The organism is Helicobacter sp. 12S02232-10 (assembly GCF_002272895.1).
Classification (GTDB): domain Bacteria; phylum Campylobacterota; class Campylobacteria; order Campylobacterales; family Helicobacteraceae; genus Helicobacter_J.
The window spans coordinates 35,495-55,680 of the sequence record NZ_MLAQ01000002.1; the positions used below are offsets into that span (position 1 = coordinate 35,495).

The window sequence follows — 20,186 nt, forward strand, 5'->3', positions numbered from 1 at the left end:
ATAAAAATATATTAAAAAATTAAGCTTTATAAAAAATATTTAAATTATAATTATGATTACTATTTTAATTATAAAGGAAAAATTATCATAATGTCAAAGAATGCCCTTTTATCTGTACTTAGTGCCCTAATTTTAAGCACACAAAACATATCTGCTCAAGAGATAAAAAATTCCCAAAAAGATAATGAAAAGCATTACAAACTCCCTAAAATACAAATTGAGGCTAATAAAAATAGTATTTATGAAATGGGGGGGGGGGCATAACATTTCTGAATATTTCATCAATGCCTTCCCCTCTAGCAATGGACAAATCACAGATTTTCTTAAAATTAACCCCAATGTCCAGTTTAGCAATTCTTTTAACAACTCTAAAACGCCCGGCGAAATCGACCCGCCAAATGTCTCCATCAACGGCGCACCGTTTTATCAAAATCTCTTTCAACTTGATGGCATCAGTATCAACAATGATTTAAATCCCGCTGCAAGCAACCCTGCAAACGCTACAATCATACCCGGAAGATCTCAAGGACTTGCAGTTGATGCCTCAATGATTCAAAACATTCGCGTTTATGACAGCAATATTTCAGCCAAATACGGCGGATTTGAAGGTGGGGTTATTGATGCACAAACCAAAAATCCGAGCAAAGAATTTAAAACCAAGCTTTCCTACCAATTCACAAGCTCTAAACTCACTAAATACCATATTTATGATTCTGAATATGAAAATTTTATCCAATCAGATTCTGAAAGCAACCAACCTGAATTTTTCAAATATTTCATCAGGGGTCAAGCGCAAGGCTATGTAACCAAAGACTTCGGAATCATCGGGAGTTTTTCAACTACTCAATCGATTATCCCGCTGTATGTTTATCAATCAAGCTTCCATAAACCCGATCGAAAAAAGAACAAACGCGCCATTTATAATTATTTCTTAAAGGGCGTCTATAGTGGGATAGAAAATCTTTTTTTGGAAGCAAGTCTTGCATATATGCCTCAAAACAATCAATATTTTATCTTAAATACCAAAGATTCCTTATATTCTATCCACCAAGGAGGCTGGCAAGCGTTATTGAAAACTTCATATGATTTTAAATTTGCAAATTTTATCGGTACGCTTTCTTATAGCGATGAAACTAATTCTCGAAATGGAGAAAAACAATATTTTAAGGCGTGGAAACCATCAAGTGAAAAAAATTGGGGAACAAAAACCTTATCAAGTGAGGGAACGTGGGGCAATGTAGATACAATTCAAAGAAACATTACCTATAAAAGCAATATGGATTTTGAGGTCTTGGAATTTTTTCACACAAAACATCTCTTAAGTACGGGTATCCAACTCGGTTATACCTATGCCTATTATGGGCGACCCAATGATTTTTATGAAACCAAACTTAGTTCGCAAAAACCCTTAAAAAGCTCACAGACCTGTAGCGAAACAGATTATTGCTCTGCTTCGCCCGTAAGCACCCAAACAGGGATTTGGAAAGACAATATCGGGCAATATGCAGGGCAGCTTACCATCTACCAAAAAGGTAAAATCCAATTGGATAATTTTGCTTATGGGCTATACATTGAAGACAATATCAATCTTTGGCGATTTCATTTTCGTCCAGGCGTGCGACTTGATGGCGATACTTATATGAAAAAACTCACACTTGCTCCAAGAATAAGTCTTGAAATGGACGTTTTTGGCAATGGTATCACTCACCTTATGGGCGGGTACAATCGCTACTATGGACGCAATATTATGGCTTACCGTCTCCAAGATGGTATCAAAGCACTCGAACTCACCCAAACCAGAAGCAACCCCGATCAAGAATGGACAAAAAGCATCGCAAGCAAAAGCAATGTCAAATTTGAAAAACTCAAAATTCCCTATAATGATGAATTTGTCGCAGGAATATCCCAAAAAATATGGCAAATAAAAGGGAGTTTCAAATATGTCCGTCGTAACGGAAAAGATGAGATCATCAAAGTCGCTCACAGCAAAATGCTCAACCCGTTGCCTGATACCAACTACGCGCCTGTATATTTCACCTATAGCAATGAAGGCAAAAGCGTCAGCGATATTTTTTCACTCAGTATCGAAATGTCAAAACCCATCAAATTTTTTAATATTTATCAAGATTTTTTATTCACAGCCGATTATTCCAACATTCATAGAAATTTCACCGATTATGCCAATAGCCTCAAAAATGATCGTATCTTTTTTGAGGGCAAAACAATCTTATTATCCCAACTGCCCCCTGATAATTTCGCCAAACCTTGGAATGCACGCTTTACAAGCATTACTAATATCAAATTTTCACGCCTGCTTTTAACTTGGAGCAATTTCTTTTCTTTTCGTTCAGGTTATATCGGCATTACAAACATAGGCAAAAAAATAATGAACGATGGGACAACTTTAACAGAATACAAACGTTTTAATTTTCCCAATGCTTTCAATTGGGATACTCGAATCGGTTTGAACTTCAACTTTTGGGGTAAAAATACACTTTTTATGAATCTAGATATTTATAATTTGCTTGATAACCTCAATATCGCCACAGCCAAGTTTAAAACCCTCAAAGGGGATACAACCACAACCCCTACCTATGAGGCAGGCAGATCATTTTGGTTGCAAGCAGGTTATGAATTCTAAGATTTTTTTGCTTTTTTTGGCAATATGCAAGCTTGCCTATGGAATGCCAAAAAATATTGAGCAAATCAGAGAAATGTATCAAAAGCCCTCCTCTGTTTGGGAAAAACCCAATGTTGATACAGGGGTCGATTACAAAGAGCTTTCCCCCCTCCCACTAAAAGCATCTTTTCCTAAATATAATCCCTATTCCAAAGAAAAAGCAAAACTGGGCAAAAAACTATTTTATGACCCCCTCCTTTCACTTTCAAAAAAACTTTCTTGTGCGAGCTGCCATAAAAAAGAATTCGGATTTGCAGATAACGTAAAGCTTTCTTTGGGACATAATGACCAAAAAGGTACCCGCAATACTCCAAGCATTACAATGAGCGCTTTTGGGAAAGAAAAATTTTGGGATGGCAGAGCCAAAAACTTAGAAGACCAAGCTTTATTTCCCATAGCAAATCCAAAAGAAATGGCATTGCCCTTAAAAGATTTACTAAGGCGATTAAATGTTGATAAATTTTACAAAAAAGAATTTCAAACCGCATTTCAAACATCTCCCATCACATTAAAACAAATTGCTGATGCCCTAGCGACATATGAGAGGACCTTACTCCCCAAAAGAAATGCTTTTGATAAATTTTTACTTGGAGAAAAGAATGCCTTAAGTGATAAAGAAGTCTGGGGATTGCATCTATTTCGCACTAAAGCAAAATGTATGAATTGCCATTATGGGACTGCTTTTAGCGATGGTAAGTTCCATAATTTAGGGCTTACCTATTATAAACGCAAATATCAAGATTTAGGTAGATATGAAGTAAGTCGGGATATAAAGGATATCGGAACGTTTAAAACTCCTTCTTTAAGAGGTGTCATCAAAAGCCCTCCGTATATGCATAATGGACTATTTCCCAATTTATCTGGGGTGTTAAATGCCTATAATGCAGGAATGTTTCATCCTAAGCCCGAAGACACCAATGATGCCTTATTTCCAAAAACCTCTCCCCTACTCCACAAGCTTTTTTTAAACAATGAAGAATTAAAGGCATTGGAAGCTTTTTTAAAAACGCTTTAAATCTCTATGCATTGCATCAAATCCAACACTGACACAACATTTTACGCTTCTTTTATCGATTTGCCCTCCATAATGTATGCAAACTCAAAATGATTTTGATCAAATAGCAAAAAACACAAAAAATACAACAAATTTTAATCCTATCTTGGTTAAAATAGCAGAATTAAAGGGCGATGTATGGAACTTTCAAGAATTATTGGAATAATTGAAATCGGACTAGTAGCATTCTTTATTTCTTTAATAAGCTCTCTTATTGTCATTTTTCTTTCAAAAAAATTCCATATTTTCATAGATACCACAAACAGCGATAAACCCCAAAGATTTCACGATATTCCAACCCCAAGAGCAGGCGGAATCGGGATATTTTTAAGCTTCTCTTTGGTGTTGTTTCATATTAATCTTTCAAGTCTGTATTTTTTAAGCGCCCTGTTGATTACTTTCTTAAGTGGATTGATGGAAGATTTTTCCGCATCTTTAAGCCCAAAAGTACGGCTTTTAGTGCAATTCTTGGGGGCATCTGTCGCCGTATTTGGAATGCAAGCAGTCATTACAGATCTCTCTCCCATCGTTACTTTACCCTATCTTTTGGGTATAGCTTTTAGTCTTTTTGGAATCATTGGTGTATGCAACGCCATCAATATTATTGATGGCTTCAATGGCTTGGCAGGCGGGATTTGTGCAATGGCATTTATTGTTATAGGAATCGGTGCATTTGAATTTAATTGCGATTTTGTCTTATTTGCCTCAATTATCGGATTTTGTGCAACACTGGGTTTTTTAAGCGTCAATTTTCCTCAAGGAAAAATATTTTTAGGTGATGGCGGGGCTTATTTGCTGGGCTTTGTCATTGCGATTCTCTTAGTGATTTTGACCCAAGAGAATTCTGAAATCTCTGCTTGGTTTGGGCTTTCTGTGATGATTTATCCTGTCTGGGAAGTGCTATTTTCGATTATGCGTCGCATCTTAAATAAACAATCTGCGACACAACCCGATAAAAAACATCTCCACACCCTTATCTACCAAAAGATCCAAAATAACCCCTTGACTGCACTTGTCATTTGGCTTTTTAACCTGCCATTTATGGTACTTGCATTGATTTTTATTAATCAAGCGTGGGTTTTGATTGGTTTGAGTCTTGCTTTTATAGCTATATATGGCATCATTTATTTTTTCTTGAACTCTTCTTTAAGGTCAAGCCAATCATTTTAAATCCATTTTACCGCATCTTCATAGGGCTTCCTACGTTTTAAATGATTTTTGTTCTCTGCCCCGTAACCAAATGTCATCAAGCACGCAGGTTGCAAATCATCAACATTCATAAAATCATTTAAAAGCTTTTTAACTCCCGCTGCATAAAACCCACCAATGATACACGAATCAATACCCAACATTGCTGCACTCATTGCCATCTGCCCAATTGCTATGAAACATTGCTCCCTAGCATATGCATTGATGAGTTTCTCATCTCCTTTTAAACGATTTTCACAGACTGATTGTAATGCTGTCCTAATCTTTGCTTTATCATAGGTTTCGGGAACAGATTTGACGTTTTCATAAAGAGTATTTAAATAGTTTGAATCAGGTCTCAAAACATCAGCACTCAAATGGCATACAACCAACAAATGCGAACACGTCTGTATTTGGACTTGATTGCTTGGAGAATCTGTAGCAATCTGCTCTTTAAGAGATTCAGAAGCAATCACTATAAATTTCCAAGTCTCCAACCCCAAAGAACTGGGGGCAAGTCTCCCTGCTTCTAAAATCAACTCAAAATCTTCTCTCGGAATTTTTTTATATCCATCAAATTTTCTACAGGAATAACGGCGATAGAGTAGTTTTAAAACTTCTTCTTTTTGCATTCTGAATCCTTCAAATTCTTATCTTTACACATCGTATTTCAGATTTGAAATACGATATTATCATATTTCTCTTCACAAACAATATGCATACAAAAACGACTTATTGCCAACTAATCCCGCAAATACACTCATACCTGATTTTAATCATTTTTCTTAAATGCCAATAACTGATCCCGATAATACTCATATTGTTTTTGACGTGCATTGATTTCAGCAGGCAAACCAATGCAAAGATCATTGCACAAAGCATCAAATCGATCCAAAATCCCAACGATTTTATTTTGGACCTCTATGGGTGGGATGGGGATTTTGATTTGTAAGAGTTTTTTATAATCTAAATGATTAATGGTCATCCCTTTAACACATTGCATTTTTAACTTTTCAAACCAAGCACCATTTAACAAATAAACAAGATATCCATCATTTTGAGAATGTCTTAATATTAAAGCATCTCCACCCAAATATGCAGGAACATCGGAACGATAAGATGATACTTTGCCAATTTGGGCTTCTTTTGTGGTGCTTGATAAAGGCAATAATAAATCTCCTTTTTTGATGAGAGGTGATTTAGATATTTTATCTTGAGATGTTTGAGATACAACATTTGTAATATAATTTCCATAAGTGGTATAAAGCTCTCCATATAAAATTATTTGCTCTTTACCTAATCCTTTGTCACTTTTTGATAAACCTTGACCTTTTATATATTGGCAAACCTCTCCTAAGCTAATTAACTCATACCCCCCCCCCATCTCATTTAAAGATTCAAAGCTTAAGAGTTGGTCGCGGTAGTATTCGTATTGCTTTTTTCTAGCTGTAAGTTCTGCTTGAAGTTTAATTTGAAGTTCTGTTGTGAGATCTGTGAATTGATCTAATATATGGACGATTTTATTTTGGACCTCTATGGGTGGGATGGGGATTGGAAGTGTCCAAAGATAATTTTTATCTAATTTTGGCATTGAAGCACCATAAAGATGTTTTTGAAATTCATTTTGATGATTTTTTAAGACATAAAATATAAATTTAATATTGATTTTATTTTCTTCTTGTTTTTTGCTTGCAACAAAACATACATCAGTTGCCCAAAACTTATCTTCTTGCCAATTTACAAAACCAGCACTTCCAACCCTAGCGATTGTAATTGCATTTTCAAAATTATAATCTGTGTAATATCCAGTAGTTTGAGTTCCTCCACCAAAAACAGGATATTTATAATCATTGCTCATCATTGATTTAATGATTCTATCACCAGCTCTTAAATTTACTATACTCTCAAGAGGCTTATATTCGACCCCCCGCCGCCGCCAAGCAGAGTTCTCTTAATTTATTCATTTTTTTGCCTTTGTAATTTTCTCATTTTCTTTGGATAATACGAGAAAATAAAGCAATAAATATGCCTAAAAAAGGAAGTTCTTGCAGAATTTATATTTATACAGGTATGTTAGATAAGATTTCAAACAATTGATTACTATTAAAACAGAAGAGAGAAAAGGAATATAGAAAAAAAAAAGGGGGGGGGGGTGGAACTATAGACAAACCCAATGGATACACTTATAAGCGGTTTGAGTTGTCAGAATAAATTTTTTGGTATCAATACCTTTCTAAAGCTACCACGCCACTTCGAACCATTTCTTTAGGGCTAAACCTTTTGATTGCTTTTAAAAAGCTATCAATACGATAAGGCTTATCCGTCACAGCTACAATGATGTATTTTTCATTAGCATTCACAACGTGCCCGTTATAGGCTCGACATAATGCCTCAATACTTGCAATATCTTCTTCAATGGAAATTTTTACCATTGCCATTTCTTTTTCTAAAAAATCATCATTCTCAGTCACACTCAAAACCGGAATCAATTTGTGGAGTTGCTTAACGATTTGCTCTAAAACTCTTTCATCTCCATTGGTTACAATCGTTACTTTAGAAAGCTCAGTTTCTGGGATTGGGGCGACCGTGAGAGATTCGATATTGTATCCCCGTCCGGCAAAAAGCCCCGATATTCTTGATAAAACCCCGTGCTCATTAATCACGGAAACAGAGATTATTCTTCGCTTCTGCATACTTTTATCCTTATTCTAATATCATTTTATTCAATGCAGCCCCGCCTGGCACCATCGGAAGAACGTGCTCCATTCGATCGATAAGAACATCAAGCATACATACGACGCCTGATTCTAAAGCTTTATTGAATGCTTCTTCAAACCCCTCTTTGGTTTCTACTCGGTATCCTTTTCCGCCAAAAGCTTCTATGAGCTTTACAAAATCAGGTTGGAGGGAAAGGTCAGTATGAGAAAATCTGCTTTCATAAAAAAAACTTTGCCACTGGCGCACCATTCCCAAATAGTTGTTATTCAAAATAACATTGATTACGGGGATTTTTTCTTCAACACAAGTCATCAATTCTTGAATATTCATTAAAATTGAGCCATCTCCGGTAATATTGAGTGCAATTTTATCTTCTTTAGCATTTTTAACCCCCATAGCAGCAGGAAGACCAAATCCCATTGTCCCAAGCCCCCCGCTTGTGATAAGCTGTCTGGGAAAACTAAAGGGATAAAATTGTGCTGTCCACATTTGATGCTGCCCCACATCTGTAACAACAACGGCTTTTTCTCCCAAAATCTCCCCAATTTTTTGAATGACCCACTGGGGTTTGAGAACCTCATCAGAATCTTTATACCCTAGTGGGTGCATATGGGCATATTTGGCAAGTAACTCTCTCCATTGTTCAATCGAAGAAATATCATATTCTTCAAGGCATTCCAAAATATCCTCACAAACACTTTTCAAATCGCCCACAATCGGAAAATGAACATCAATAATTTTACCAATAGAGCTTGGATCAATGTCAATATGAACAATTTTGGCAAATTTGGCAAATTCGCTCACTTTTCCAGTAACCCGATCATCAAATCTCGCTCCAAGACAAATGAGTAAATCACATTCTTGCATTGCCATATTGGCCGCATAAGTCCCGTGCATTCCGACCATTCCAAGCAAACAAGGATGTTTATGGGGAATAACACCTTTTGCCATTAAAGTCTCAAGAGCAGGAATATGCGTTTTATCCACAAGCTTTCTAATCGCCTCTGAAGCGCCTGAAATCACAGCACCCCCGCCGATATAAAACAAAGGTTTTTTTGCTTCCTTTAAAGCTTGCACAACTTTTTTAATCTGCCTTGAATTTCCTTTTGTGGTAGGCTTGTAAGTCCTGAGAGAAACTTCAGAAGGATAATCAAAATCCCCATAAGTCGCACTAATATCTTTGGGCAAATCTACCAACACAGGACCGGGTCTCCCACTTTTGGCAATATAAAAAGCTTCTTTTAGGATTCTAGGGAGTTCTTCAATGCTTTTGACCAAAAAATTATGTTTGGTACAAGGGCGAGAGATACCCACTGCATCAATCTCTTGGAATGCATCAGTTCCAATTTGAACAATAGGAACTTGACCGCTAATGATGACTAAGGGAATAGAATCGGTATATGCCGTTGCAATCCCTGTAACCGCATTTGTAAATCCCGGGCCTGAAGTAATGACAGCCACACCGACTTCCCCGCTTGCGCGAGCATAGCCATCAGCAGCGTGAATTGCGCCTTGTTCGTGCCGTGTCAATATATGCTTGAAATAATTTTGCTTATAAATTTCATCATACACATTCAAAACCGCTCCACCAGGGTAACCAAAAATCACTTTTACGCCTTCTGATCGCAAAGCTTCTATTACCATTTCAGAGCCATTTAGTCGTTTGGTTGGCATAAAGTCTCCTAAAATCTATATAATGTCTTTAATTATAATATGTTTTAAGCTAAAAAGACTACAAAAATTTGGAGACATTCTATGAATTTAGGGCTAAATATTGATCATATCGCCACATTAAGAGAAGCTAGAAAAATCAATGATCCCGACCCATTGGAAGCGGTATTTATCGCAAAAAATGCGGGAGTTTCCCAAATCACTATCCATCTCAGAGAAGACAGACGCCATATCCACGATGATGATGTAAAAAAAATCATTCAGACCTCTATTTTACCCATAAATGTAGAGTGTGCTTGTGATGAAAAAATCATTGATTTTTTATGCGAACAAAAACCCCATAAAATCACACTCGTTCCCGAAAAAAGAGAAGAAGTCACGACTGAGGGCGGGCTGGATTTAAATCGCTCAAATTTAGAAAAAATCATCAAAGAATTTCAAAAAAACCAAATTCAAACAGCCCTCTTCATCGATCCAAATAAAGATTGCACTACAAAGGCAAAAGAATTGGGTGCAGATGGAGTGGAGTTTCATACGGGTGAGTACGCCAACTTGCATTTAATGCTTTATTCTAATCTCTCAAGACATAAAAACTCCATCAAAAACCTTGAATTAGATAGAAATCTTTTGAGCAAACTGCTTGATGAATCTTTTTGTAAGCTTATTGATTGTGCGAATTTGGCAAAAGATCTACACTTGGGAGTTTTTGCCGGACACGGACTCAATTACCAAAATGTCTCTTCTATTGCTAAAATCCCTGCTATCACAGAACTCAATATCGGACAAAGCATTATTGCCCGATCAATTTTCACGGGATTGGAAAAGGCGATAAAAGATATGTTGGAACTGATACGATGAAAAAAATCGCCATCTCTATCGGAGACATTAACGGAGTGGGTCCTCAAATCGCTCTCAATGAACATAAAAAAATCAAAAAACTATGCAATCCCATTTATTGTGCCCATCCTGAATTACTTCAAGATGCCTGCAAAATATTGGGAATTGCTATGCCTAAAGATATGGAATTTGTACCCCCAAATACTCCGCTTCCTTCTATCTGTGCAGGTACTATCAATGCTCAAAGTGGGCGTTACAGCTACGAAAGTTTTCTTCAAGCCTGCAAACTTGCAGACAATAAAGAAGTTCAAGGCATTTGCACGCTTCCCATTCATAAAAAAGCTTGGCAAATAGCTGGGATTAAAGAAGTGGGACATACTGAAGTCTTAGCAAAACGCTACCAAAAAAAAGCGATAATGATGCTTGGGTGTGAAAAAATGTTTGTTGCTCTTTTTAGTGATCATATCCCGCTTAAAGACGTAAGTGCAATGATTAAAACAGAAGAATTAAGCGAATTTTTAATTCAATTTTATCACTGCATTAAAATGAAAAAAGCACTTGTACTTGGAGTCAATCCGCATTGCGGTGATGATGGGGTGATGGGAAATGAAGATGAAGCCATTAAAAAAGCAATTATAAAGGCAAACAAAACGCTGGGGCAAGAATATTTTACAGGACCCATTCCGCCTGATACTGCTTTTAGCCCGAAAAACAGAGAAGAATATCAATTTTTTGTCAGTATGTATCACGATGTGGGTTTAGCACCTTTAAAAGCGCTATATTTTTATGAAAGCATAAATATAACCCTAAATATTCCGATATTAAGAACATCTGTGGATCACGGCGTAGCTTATGACATAGCTTACAAAACTCGGCCAAATGCTCACAGTTATCTAAACGCGATTGATTTGGCCACACGATATGGAATGGATTGATGAATAAAAACCAACTCAAAGCCCTAGAGGCAAAGCTTGATGAACAAAAAGCCTATATCCAAGAACTTGAAAGCCGTCTGAATGTCAGGAGTTCAGAAATCATTGACAACAAAAACATTCTTGCTAAAACCCACGATCAAATCAAAAAACTGAATGATGAACTCAATGATCTTTTAAACTTTATTTTGATGCTTGAAGAAGAAAAACTCAATGCAAAATCCAAAGGTGTTTTAGGACTACAAGAATATATGCGCTCTACAATCATTACCGAAGATAAAAACTTGCTATTTGGTTTAAATATTGATAAAAAATTCATTCAAAACAGAAGTATCCCGACTATAAAATATTATTTATATACTTTTGATTGTTTCATACAAGAGGAACACCAACTCCAAAACCTAAAAATTTCGCATAAAAAAGATCTCACTTTGATCGTGGAAACGCTGAATGAATATATCAAGCTCTCCTTTAAGAACAAAAATTCAAGTATCAAAGGGATTGTTGAAATTGTCCCGATTCAAAGCCTTTTTCCTCAAGATTCTCAAAATTTGACTATAAAATTTTATGGCAATCATAGCATTGAAGAAGAAATTCAGAATTTCATTACACTTTATAGCCAAAAAAATTAGAAATCACTTGCCTAATCTTGCTTTTCTTCTCTCAATTGCTTTTTGATACCTTTGTTTTTCCATTGGGGTTTTTGGCTCTAATTGAGGTATCGGAACGGTTTTGCCATCTTGAACTGCCACCATTGTAAAATAACAACTATTGCAATGCGTTACATATTTGTCTTTGATATTTTCACTGATGACTTTAATCCCTATTTCGCAACTTGTTCTGCCTGTATAATTCACACTTGCCAAAAAAGTAATCATCGACCCGATTGGAATTGGATGTTTAAAAATAACATTATCCACACTCAATGTCACAACACCTATGCCGCAATATCTCGTCGCACAAGCATAAGCAACCTGATCTAATATCTTTAAAAGCTCGCCTCCGTGCATCACGCCACCAAAATTAACCATACTCGGTGTTACTAGAACCGACATTGTAAGAGATTTGGTATCAAATACGTCTTCCATCACAATTCCTTAATTTTGAAATCAAAATAATTTTTTATTTAAAAAATTATAGCCAATTTAAAATCGCGAACTTAGCTATAATTTATAATTTTATATTCTAGGAGTAAAAATGAATCTATTATTCACCGGAGGTAGCGGATATATCGGTTCTCACACAGCATTGGAATTTTTAAAAAATACCGATTATACCCTTACGATTATTGATAATCTAAGCACGGGTTTCTTTGAAAATTTCCAATATTTAAAAAACAAATTTGGCGACAGAATCAATTTTATACAATCAGATTTATCTGATACTGCCACTCTTGAAAATATTTTTAAAGAAACCCGTTTTGAAGGGGTTTTGCATTTTAGCGCTTCTTTGATTGTAAGCGAATCTGTTACTAACCCGCTTTTATACTATACAAATAATACACTCAATACGACTTCTTTGATTCGATTGTGTATCCGCCATCAAATAAAAAATTTTATTTTTTCCTCCAGTGCAGCTGTTTATGGAGAACCTGATTTTAAACTCATTCCCGTGCAAGAAAATACTCCTTTGAATCCTATCAATCCTTACGGAGTCTCTAAAATGATGAGCGAAAAAATTTTAAAGGACTGCAGTGAAGCATATGATTTTAATTATATTGCGCTTCGATATTTCAATGTAGCAGGAGCGAATATAGAAAATTGTTATGACTCCAAAGCAGGTTTAGGGCAAAGAAGCAAAAACGCCACACATTTGATTAAAGTTGCTTGTGAATGTGCAAGCAATAAAAGAGAGAAAATGTTTATTTTTGGTGATGACTACCCCACTAAAGATGGTACCTGTATTCGTGACTATATTCATATCAACGACTTAGCAATCGCGCATTTAGAAGCTTGGAATTATTTGATAGAGTCTCAAAAATCAGAAGTTTTTAATGTAGGCTATGCACAAGGATACAGCGTCAAAGAAGTCATCAACACTCTCAAAGAAATCTCTAAAACAGATTTTGAAGTTCAAATTCTTTCTAGAAGGGCTGGCGATCCAGCAATCTTAGTAGCAAACAACCAAAAAATACTCTCAATGACAAAATGGAAACCAAAATATAATGATTTAAAAACTATCATCCAAAGTGCTTATGAATGGGAAAAATATTTGCTTTAAAACAATAAACAAATATCAGCCTTTTTTTTCCACTTTCAGGCGTTGTGAATGCGTGATGGCAATCGCAATTGCATCAGTAATATCCAAAGGCTTGATCTCGCCTTTAATACCTAATATTCTCTTGACCATAAAAGCTACTTGATTTTTTCCAGCTTTTCCATTTCCTGTCAATGCTTTTTTAATCTGTAAAGGCGTATATTCGGCAAAATTTCCCAACTCCTGCAAAATTTTTAAGCTAAGAGCCCCACGAAATTGAGCCAACTTAATAACAGATTTAGGATTATAAGCATAAAACATATCTTCAATAGCAACTTCATCAATCTTATAAGATTGTAACACCAAATCAATGCCCTCCACAAATTCTAAGATTTGATGCTGTAATACTCGTTCTTTCATCTTGATAAAACCTGCTTCAATCAAAGAAATTTTATTGAGTTCTAAATTGACAATTGCATAACCGCAATTCCTGCTTCCAGGATCAATACCTAAAATATTCATTTGATTTTGCTTCCGTTTTATTTATTTTACACATTTTTTTCACTATTATTCACTAAACTTTTCACATTGTGAAATTATTATCGACGGAGAAAAAATGTTAGAAAATGATATATTAAAACAGCTTAAAGACGAAATTACAGAGTATGAATACAATACCTATATATCAAAAATGAAATACGATGAAAATACCTCTAAATCGGACTTAGCAGTCTTTATTGTCCCTAACATCTACATTGCCAATTGGATAAAAACCAAATACAGTGAAAAGATCATACACTTGTTTGAAATTTATAAAAAAATTAAGCCAGAAATAAGCATTATTGTGGAATCGCAAAAAAAAGATGTGAAAAGTTCGAAAAACTACGGATCCAAGCTTCAAACTCGAGCAATTTTAAATCCCTCTTATACATTTGATTCCTTTGTAGTGGGAGATTCAAACCGATTCTGCTATGAAATTGCTAAAAAAATCTCTCAAAGACAAGCTGAAGTTTATAATCCAGTTTTAATCTATGGAGGTACAGGTCTTGGAAAAACACATATTCTCAATGCTATTGGCAATAGTGTTTCAGAAAAAAATAAAATAGTCATTTATGTTACAGCCGAACAATTTTTAAATGACTTCATCACCCGCATTAACAACAACACAATGGATCGATTCCGAGACAAATACCGAAGTTGTGATTATCTATTGATTGATGATGTTCAATTTTTTGGAGGTAAAGAAGGCGTCCAACAAGAATTTTTTCATACTTTTAATGAACTTCACGACAAAAAAAAGCAAATCGTGATGACAAGTGATAAACCCCCTAAACAAATCTTAGGTTTAGAAGAAAGATTAAAATCAAGATTTGAATGGGGAATCATTGCAGATATCCAACCGCCTGGATTGGAAACAAAAATTGCTATCATCATTCAAAAATGCCATCTTAATCAAATTGAAATTGACCGCGAAATTATCCATTATCTTGCTTCAAATATCAATGACAATATTCGCCAAATTGAAGGGATTATTCTAAAACTGAATGCCCAAGCTTCTATTATCGGACAAAATATCACCTTAGCAATGGCAAAAAATGCCATCAAAGACACTCAAAAAGAAAATTTAGAAAATATTACACTAGAAAATATCATTAAAATCGTCTCAAAAGAACTCAACATCAAACCCAGCGAAATCAAATCAAAATCTAGAAACAAAACTACAGCCAATGCTAGAAGAATCGTTATTTACCTCGCAAGAACACTCACACCAAACTCAATGCCTGCCTTAGCTCAGTTTTTAAATATGAAAGATCATAGCTCAGTGAGTAAAGCAATGAAAATGATTACAACAGAAATCGCTGAAAACATCAATATTAAATCAATGATCGAAGAAATGAAAAACAAAATTCAAAATGAGCAAAATAACAAAATAATATAAAAAACAAAATTTTAGATAAAAATGAAATATTAAGTTGAAGCTAAGTTTCAATCGAAGATTTTGCCAGTATTGTTTCTAAAAAAAATAAACAAGTCAAGAGCGAACGAATAATTAAAAATTGTATTTTAAGGTTAGCCTTTGGCTATGCTTTGCACTTTTAGTTCAACTTTGAGATTGACTATTATAAGCTATTTTTATTGCACTTAAGTTCATTTTTCACCATTTCTATCACCATAAGCGATTAAAACAATCAATCCCCGCTGTTTCCCCTTAAATAAAATTATTGAGCTTTCAGAGTTCATTAAAGCTGATTGCTTATAACTTGAGTATTTATTTTGATTTTGATTTGGCAATATAGGATGTTTGATCCATAAGTTACAAATGAATTTGAGATTCATTCGGTTTTGTTTTTAAGTTATCCGTATAGATTGATTTTAAATTTATTTATTTTGATATTGAGTTTATCTTTATTTGTCTGTCTTTAAACTCATTTATTTTGATATTGATTTTATTGTGATTCTTCCTGTTCTTACACAATTGCTTGCATATGATTAATCGCTTTGATAATTACAACTCAAAAAAAATATCAAAAGTTTTTCATCAAGTTTCATTTCAAATTGCCTATCAGGTTACTATGATTTTTCTCATCAAATGATCGTATCAATTGTCGTGACTTTTCTTACCGACTTGCCATAAAAAATTTTACCAACTCGTTATAAAATTTATTGTCAAACTTCTTGCCAAATATTTTTTCAAGTCATCGTATTTTTACTCAAGCAAAAGCAATACTTAAATAAAACTTAAGGTGCTTCAAATGCCGTATTTATCTTACTATCTTCTCTAAGCTCCCTGCATAGGGCATTATAGAAAAAAATACATATTTTTTGGGTTATCCTGCATTCTTTTGGATTTCTGTATTTTTTCTCATACAAAAACTTTGAAAATTTTTAAATAAACTCTTCAAAGAGTTTGCATTTTCTATGCAAAAAAGGACAAACAAACAATAGTAAAATTTTCGATTGCTTTGATTGAAAGTTGCTGTAAAACTCATTGTGATTTTGTTGTAAAATTTATTTTGATTTTGCTTACTCTGGTTTGCTATGAAATTTGTCATAATTTTCATTGCAATTTTCTCTCTTTTTTGTTTTGATTTTACTCAAACTTCTTCTTGCTTTTTCTTTGCCATTTCTCTCTGATTTTTATAAACTATCGTGAATAAAATTTTAAATCTTTGTTATGAAACTTATCATAAGACAATCTTATTTAAAGATAATTAAAAACCTTGTATCGAAACTTTGCAAAACTTTCAAAGGCTTCTCGCAATTACGACTTAATATTTTTAAGAACTGAGACAATAATTTGATTTCTCATAATGAATAAATGAATAATCTGCATTGAAACTGCAATGATTACAATCATTAATGGATAGTGGAAATGAATTTCCATACAATTGTATTTATATATAAGGGGAAAGAAAGAGAGATTTAAGATTTATAAGATTTCACTTAATTAAAATTATTAAGATTGATAACTTGATAATATTTAAAATTAATATTCGGATTAATAATTTTTCAGAGATCTTGAGATTTAAAAGATTTTAAAAAAAAGATTTTGGAATTTAAGAATGAAAGAATGATAAATTTATTAGAAATGAAATCATTAGAAATTGATTTATATTTCCAATAGGGTTGGTTATAATTAAGATATTGATATTTTGGTTACTTTATATTATTTATATTTTGTAAGAATTGATAAATGCATAAAAATCATTTTGAGATATTTAAATCTGATTCAAATTCTTAAGTTTCTTAAATTTATTTTTTTAAATCAAAATAAAATCATTAAAGAAAAGATTTTAAAAGATTGTAAGGTTTTATATTGAATGGAATAAACAATACCGGTATCATTACAAAACTTCCGTTAAAATATATCATTTCAGATGACGAGCCTTTATTTGAATATGAACCTGTCAAAAGAACTTCCAAAACCCCTAAAAGTTATTCTGATAATTTGATCTTTGCTTTTAAAAGCTTTCATTCCAAAAAAGATTTGCATTTACAATCAAATTTCTATTCTCCAAATTCTTTATTAGGCTCTTCATTATTTGCATCACAATCTTCCAAACAAGTCGTGATTAAAAACATTGGCAATTTAAATCATAAACATCTTTTTAATGCTTTGAGCTATACAATAAAAAATGCAATTGAAAAAACAGCTTTTAATGAGTTTTTTGAACTAAAAAGTTTTAAAGAAATTTTAGAGGAATGGAAGCCTGATTATGTGAATGCTAAAGAAAATGATAAAGTAGGCTTGCATTTGGTTTTCTCTCTCAAAGAGGCTAAGAGTGAAAAAATCTTAAAGCTTTTACAAACTGCTGTTTATCAAACTTTAAAATCTAACCTAACAGATTATTCTTTTGTCTTAATTCCCCATTCTCATCAAAACAATCCGCATATCCATTGCGTTATCAATAAAACCAATCAAACAACAGGCAGGAAACTTCATTTTGCCTCTAAGAGCGAATGCAGAGAGTTTTATCATCAACTCCGCGAAGATTTTAAAAATAATCTTTTTTATCTTTCTGATGGCAAACTCGACTATTCAAACAATCCAAAAATTAAATTGGAAAGCATTGAAGAAGAAATAAAGGCTGTTCAAGCCCAAAGTAACAATTTAAGTCGTTTTGATGCGGAGAGTTTTTATAATAGCGCTTTTAGAGATTTAAACAATCGCCATCAATTTTTAAAAAAAGTCGATTCGAAATTTCAAAACGATCTCGAAGATCTTTTAGCCAAGAGGGAGAGTTTGTCTTTCGATAAAAAAAGTTTTGAAAATCTTAAGAATGAAAATGCCATTCAATCGCTCCAAAAAGATATTTCAAAGAATTCTAAGGCAATGGGCAGGCTTGAATCAGAAATGAAACATTTGATAGGTTGGAGTGATAAATTTAAGGTTTTCAGTCAAAATTTTACGCTTTTAGAGAAGAAAAAGACTTTATTGTCTTCATTAAAGACTTTTGAGCCTTATGCTTCAAAAGTTGTTTTTAAGAATATGAGTATCTTAAAAAATGACATTTTATCCCATCATTTAAGAGTAAAAAATCATTCGATTGCATTGAATAAGGCAATGAATATGATAGCATTGTTAAATTCAGACAAAACCAATCTTTTTGAACTTAAAAAACAGCTCCAAACTTATAAGACTTATGAACGCTATTTGAAATCTTTTAATACTCAAAAGGCTATAAAAACCTCAAATGATGATTTGGAATCTTTTTTACAAACGATTGAGATTAGAAAAAAGGAAATTTTAGGATTAATCAAAAAGCGATTGGCATTTTTGGTTCAAAGGCATCAAGAACTTGATATTCAGGTTCAAAAAGATTATAAGGCATTTAACGAAGCTTTTAAGAGGGATTGCTTAAAAGTTTTTGACAGCAATGGAGAAAGCCGTGCTTTATTCAGAAATTTAAAAGCACTGGATTTTATTACAAAAGAATTGATGGTTTCTAAAACATTATTAAAAGATAGCTACACCCAAACTCTAGATAAGAAGTATCAAAATAAAATTGACTCTCAAATCAAACAGGTCGATTTATTCAAAGGAGGGGTTGCAAATACAAATAAAATATCCCAAATGACAAAAGAAACAAAGGATAATAATCCCAAATTGAGTGAATCAATAAAACCATATCCCAAAAATCAGCAGAAGGATTAAAACATTACAATATAGTTCATTTTTGTGACGCATCCAGTTTCTTGGACACAGTCAATTTCTAATACTTTTGGCATTGATGGTTGTCCGTAGTCATTGACAATAAAGGCGATGTTATTTTTTTGAAGGTCGGTTCTGATTGTCCAAGTTGTTTCTTTTTTTGGGAATGTGATCACTTGTTTTCCCTGATAATAAAATGTAGTATTGTCCGTAAGGTTATTATAAATGATGTAATATTTATTTACCCTTGCGAGAATATTAGGCAATATCAAATTAAAGAAAAGAAAAATTAAAATGCCTCCGACAATATAAAATAATATTGTTTTATAAATATTACTTTGGGATTTTTCTTTTCTTATGGAATATCGCATTGAATATCACCCTTTCTTTTTTGATTATTTTGCTTTATTTTAAGTGATTTTTCAAGCTGATAACCTTTTGGTTTTATTTTATCTTGCAATGCCTTGTCTTGAGCAAATAATGGGATAATTTCGGAATACAATTTTTCATAGTTTTTCTTAAAAAATTCTTTAGTCTCGCTATAATCGCCACTTTCATAATAAATAATCAATGCTTTTCTGTATTCACTATAGACTGCCTTGTCAGTATCAATTAATACCATTGGCATTATGCCGTCATTTTTTAAAGACAAAAATTGCATCGCCCTTGCCGTTCTTTTATTGCCGTCTTGAAAGCATTGAAGATAGGCAAGATTATTGTGCAAATAAAGTGCGCGATCAAAGGGATTATTCAAAGTATTATATTTTTTAAATAAATAATCCAATTCAGCATTTATTTTTTCTCGATTGCCTAAGGGCTGATAGGAAGTTCCCATTATTTTTACATCGTCTTCTCTAATGGAGCCGATGTCTTTAGCTGGCAATAAATCTTTGGTTATAATGCTATGGAGATGTTTTAGAGTTTGCTTATTGACAGGGATTATTTGATCACGTAAAATCTCCTCATAAGCATCCCTTAGGTTCAAAATCATTAAAGCATCGCTGTATTTTTTACCCCCCGCAGTGATACCTTCTTCCAGCAATGCTAAAGTTTCAAATCTGTCATACGTATTGCCCTCAATTTGAGAGCTTGAATATACAAAATCAAATTTAAGCCACTCTACAAGCCCTTTATCGCCTCTTGAATTCAAAAATAATTCTAAAGGCATCTTTTCGGATATTTTTTCCAAACTTAAAAGTTCATCTTGATTAAAGATGTGCGTATTTTCCAAAAAATCAGGATTATATTGCATACCAG

Annotated in this window: 18 protein-coding genes and 1 pseudogene; 10 read left to right on the top strand and 9 right to left on the bottom strand. The window is 33.6% G+C overall.

The genetic code is table 11. From position 1 onward, the window contains the following. Window positions 1-90 precede the first annotated feature (90 nt). The 4 genes from BKH41_RS09710 to BKH41_RS01730 all read left to right on the top strand — a co-directional run bounded on the left by BKH41_RS09710 (window position 91) and on the right by BKH41_RS01730 (window position 4,904). A complete protein-coding gene (locus BKH41_RS09710; protein WP_180762695.1) occupies window positions 91-264 on the top strand; it encodes a hypothetical protein in 174 nt (57 codons plus the stop codon). Further along, window positions 242-2,641, top strand: coding sequence for a Plug domain-containing protein (locus BKH41_RS01720; RefSeq protein ID WP_180762696.1), 2,400 nt, complete (start codon window positions 242-244; stop codon window positions 2,639-2,641). The genes BKH41_RS09710 and BKH41_RS01720 overlap by 23 nt, the downstream gene beginning before the upstream one ends. Beyond that, the gene (locus tag BKH41_RS01725) at window positions 2,631-3,695 is read left to right on the top strand and encodes a cytochrome c peroxidase (protein ID WP_095296712.1); all 1,065 of its coding nucleotides are present in this window, start codon (window positions 2,631-2,633) and stop codon (window positions 3,693-3,695) included. The genes BKH41_RS01720 and BKH41_RS01725 overlap by 11 nt, the downstream gene beginning before the upstream one ends. Before the next feature lie 177 nt (window positions 3,696-3,872). Next, window positions 3,873-4,904 (top strand): MraY family glycosyltransferase, encoded by a 1,032-nt coding sequence (locus BKH41_RS01730; protein WP_095296713.1) that lies wholly within the window; start codon window positions 3,873-3,875, stop codon window positions 4,902-4,904. Here BKH41_RS01730 and BKH41_RS01735 read toward each other — a convergent pair. From BKH41_RS01735 to BKH41_RS01750, 5 genes and pseudogenes are all read right to left on the bottom strand, one after another. Next, the gene (locus BKH41_RS01735) at window positions 4,901-5,554 is read right to left on the bottom strand and encodes an NAD(P)H-dependent oxidoreductase (RefSeq protein ID WP_095296714.1); all 654 of its coding nucleotides are present in this window, start codon (window positions 5,552-5,554) and stop codon (window positions 4,901-4,903) included. The genes BKH41_RS01730 and BKH41_RS01735 overlap by 4 nt on opposite strands. 140 nt (window positions 5,555-5,694) lie before the next feature. Then, the gene (locus BKH41_RS10035) at window positions 5,695-6,306 is read right to left on the bottom strand and encodes a restriction endonuclease subunit S (protein ID WP_257875386.1); all 612 of its coding nucleotides are present in this window, start codon (window positions 6,304-6,306) and stop codon (window positions 5,695-5,697) included. 75 nt (window positions 6,307-6,381) lie between these two features. Beyond that, window positions 6,382-6,837 (bottom strand): annotated as a pseudogene (locus BKH41_RS10040) (restriction endonuclease subunit S); the annotation flags it as partial. A gap of 307 nt (window positions 6,838-7,144) precedes the next feature. Beyond that, on the bottom strand, window positions 7,145-7,615 hold the full coding sequence (gene ilvN, locus BKH41_RS01745) for an acetolactate synthase small subunit (protein WP_095296716.1): 471 nt from the start codon (window positions 7,613-7,615) through the stop codon (window positions 7,145-7,147). A 10-nt stretch (window positions 7,616-7,625) separates the two neighbouring features. Continuing rightward, on the bottom strand, window positions 7,626-9,314 hold the full coding sequence (locus tag BKH41_RS01750; protein WP_095296717.1) for an acetolactate synthase large subunit: 1,689 nt from the start codon (window positions 9,312-9,314) through the stop codon (window positions 7,626-7,628). 81 nt (window positions 9,315-9,395) lie between these two features. Between BKH41_RS01750 and BKH41_RS01755 the strand changes: the two genes are divergently transcribed. Genes BKH41_RS01755 through BKH41_RS01765 form a run of 3 tightly spaced genes read left to right on the top strand, consistent with a single transcriptional unit; the run spans window position 9,396 to window position 11,712 of the window. Continuing rightward, complete coding sequence (locus BKH41_RS01755) at window positions 9,396-10,169, top strand: pyridoxine 5'-phosphate synthase (RefSeq protein WP_095296718.1); 774 nt, start codon at window positions 9,396-9,398, stop codon at window positions 10,167-10,169. Beyond that, window positions 10,166-11,083, top strand: coding sequence for a 4-hydroxythreonine-4-phosphate dehydrogenase (gene pdxA / locus BKH41_RS01760; protein WP_095296719.1), 918 nt, complete (start codon window positions 10,166-10,168; stop codon window positions 11,081-11,083). Before BKH41_RS01755 ends, pdxA begins: the two co-directional genes overlap by 4 nt. Further along, complete coding sequence (locus BKH41_RS01765; RefSeq protein ID WP_095296720.1) at window positions 11,083-11,712, top strand: hypothetical protein; 630 nt, start codon at window positions 11,083-11,085, stop codon at window positions 11,710-11,712. The genes pdxA and BKH41_RS01765 overlap by 1 nt, the downstream gene beginning before the upstream one ends. 3 nt (window positions 11,713-11,715) lie before the next feature. Here the strand turns inward: BKH41_RS01765 and BKH41_RS01770 are convergent, their stop codons facing one another. Beyond that, entirely contained in the window at window positions 11,716-12,168 is a 453-nt protein-coding gene (locus BKH41_RS01770) for an acyl-CoA thioesterase (protein ID WP_095296721.1), read from the bottom strand. A 109-nt stretch (window positions 12,169-12,277) separates the two neighbouring features. Between BKH41_RS01770 and galE the strand changes: the two genes are divergently transcribed. Next, the gene (galE, locus tag BKH41_RS01775; RefSeq protein ID WP_095296722.1) at window positions 12,278-13,300 is read left to right on the top strand and encodes a UDP-glucose 4-epimerase GalE; all 1,023 of its coding nucleotides are present in this window, start codon (window positions 12,278-12,280) and stop codon (window positions 13,298-13,300) included. A gap of 15 nt (window positions 13,301-13,315) precedes the next feature. On the opposite strand, the gene ruvC is transcribed toward galE, so the two are convergent. Next, the gene (ruvC, locus tag BKH41_RS01780; RefSeq protein ID WP_095296723.1) at window positions 13,316-13,798 is read right to left on the bottom strand and encodes a crossover junction endodeoxyribonuclease RuvC; all 483 of its coding nucleotides are present in this window, start codon (window positions 13,796-13,798) and stop codon (window positions 13,316-13,318) included. A 94-nt stretch (window positions 13,799-13,892) separates the two neighbouring features. Here ruvC and dnaA point away from each other — a divergent pair, with 94 nt between their 5' ends. Continuing rightward, window positions 13,893-15,215, top strand: coding sequence for a chromosomal replication initiator protein DnaA (gene dnaA, locus BKH41_RS01785; RefSeq protein ID WP_095296724.1), 1,323 nt, complete (start codon window positions 13,893-13,895; stop codon window positions 15,213-15,215). 1,878 nt (window positions 15,216-17,093) lie between these two features. Continuing rightward, window positions 17,094-18,932: a relaxase/mobilization nuclease domain-containing protein gene (locus BKH41_RS01800; protein WP_095296727.1), complete on the top strand. Its 1,839-nt coding sequence runs from the start codon at window positions 17,094-17,096 to the stop codon at window positions 18,930-18,932. Here the strand turns inward: BKH41_RS01800 and BKH41_RS01805 are convergent. Both BKH41_RS01805 and BKH41_RS01810 read right to left on the bottom strand, forming a co-directional pair. Then, window positions 18,929-19,300, bottom strand: coding sequence for a hypothetical protein (locus tag BKH41_RS01805; RefSeq protein ID WP_095296728.1), 372 nt, complete (start codon window positions 19,298-19,300; stop codon window positions 18,929-18,931). The two genes, BKH41_RS01800 and BKH41_RS01805, sit on opposite strands and share 4 nt — an antisense overlap. Next, a complete protein-coding gene (locus tag BKH41_RS01810; protein ID WP_095296729.1) occupies window positions 19,285-20,181 on the bottom strand; it encodes a Fic family protein in 897 nt (298 codons plus the stop codon). The genes BKH41_RS01805 and BKH41_RS01810 overlap by 16 nt, the downstream gene beginning before the upstream one ends. Window positions 20,182-20,186: the final 5 nt, after the last annotated feature.

Coding starts and splice junctions, on each gene's coding strand:
- BKH41_RS09710 (WP_180762695.1), top strand. CDS start 91: ATGTCAAAGAATGCCCTTTTATCTGTACTTAGTGCCCTAATTTTAAGC.
- BKH41_RS01720 (WP_180762696.1), top strand. CDS start 242: ATGAAATGGGGGGGGGGGCATAACATTTCTGAATATTTCATCAATGCC.
- BKH41_RS01725 (WP_095296712.1), top strand. CDS start 2,631: ATGAATTCTAAGATTTTTTTGCTTTTTTTGGCAATATGCAAGCTTGCC.
- BKH41_RS01730 (WP_095296713.1), top strand. CDS start 3,873: ATGGAACTTTCAAGAATTATTGGAATAATTGAAATCGGACTAGTAGCA.
- BKH41_RS01735 (WP_095296714.1), bottom strand. CDS start 5,554: ATGCAAAAAGAAGAAGTTTTAAAACTACTCTATCGCCGTTATTCCTGT.
- BKH41_RS10035 (WP_257875386.1), bottom strand. CDS start 6,306: ATGGGGGGGGGGTATGAGTTAATTAGCTTAGGAGAGGTTTGCCAATAT.
- ilvN (WP_095296716.1), bottom strand. CDS start 7,615: ATGCAGAAGCGAAGAATAATCTCTGTTTCCGTGATTAATGAGCACGGG.
- BKH41_RS01750 (WP_095296717.1), bottom strand. CDS start 9,314: ATGCCAACCAAACGACTAAATGGCTCTGAAATGGTAATAGAAGCTTTG.
- BKH41_RS01755 (WP_095296718.1), top strand. CDS start 9,396: ATGAATTTAGGGCTAAATATTGATCATATCGCCACATTAAGAGAAGCT.
- pdxA (WP_095296719.1), top strand. CDS start 10,166: ATGAAAAAAATCGCCATCTCTATCGGAGACATTAACGGAGTGGGTCCT.
- BKH41_RS01765 (WP_095296720.1), top strand. CDS start 11,083: ATGAATAAAAACCAACTCAAAGCCCTAGAGGCAAAGCTTGATGAACAA.
- BKH41_RS01770 (WP_095296721.1), bottom strand. CDS start 12,168: ATGGAAGACGTATTTGATACCAAATCTCTTACAATGTCGGTTCTAGTA.
- galE (WP_095296722.1), top strand. CDS start 12,278: ATGAATCTATTATTCACCGGAGGTAGCGGATATATCGGTTCTCACACA.
- ruvC (WP_095296723.1), bottom strand. CDS start 13,798: ATGAATATTTTAGGTATTGATCCTGGAAGCAGGAATTGCGGTTATGCA.
- dnaA (WP_095296724.1), top strand. CDS start 13,893: ATGTTAGAAAATGATATATTAAAACAGCTTAAAGACGAAATTACAGAG.
- BKH41_RS01805 (WP_095296728.1), bottom strand. CDS start 19,300: ATGCGATATTCCATAAGAAAAGAAAAATCCCAAAGTAATATTTATAAA.
- BKH41_RS01810 (WP_095296729.1), bottom strand. CDS start 20,181: ATGCAATATAATCCTGATTTTTTGGAAAATACGCACATCTTTAATCAA.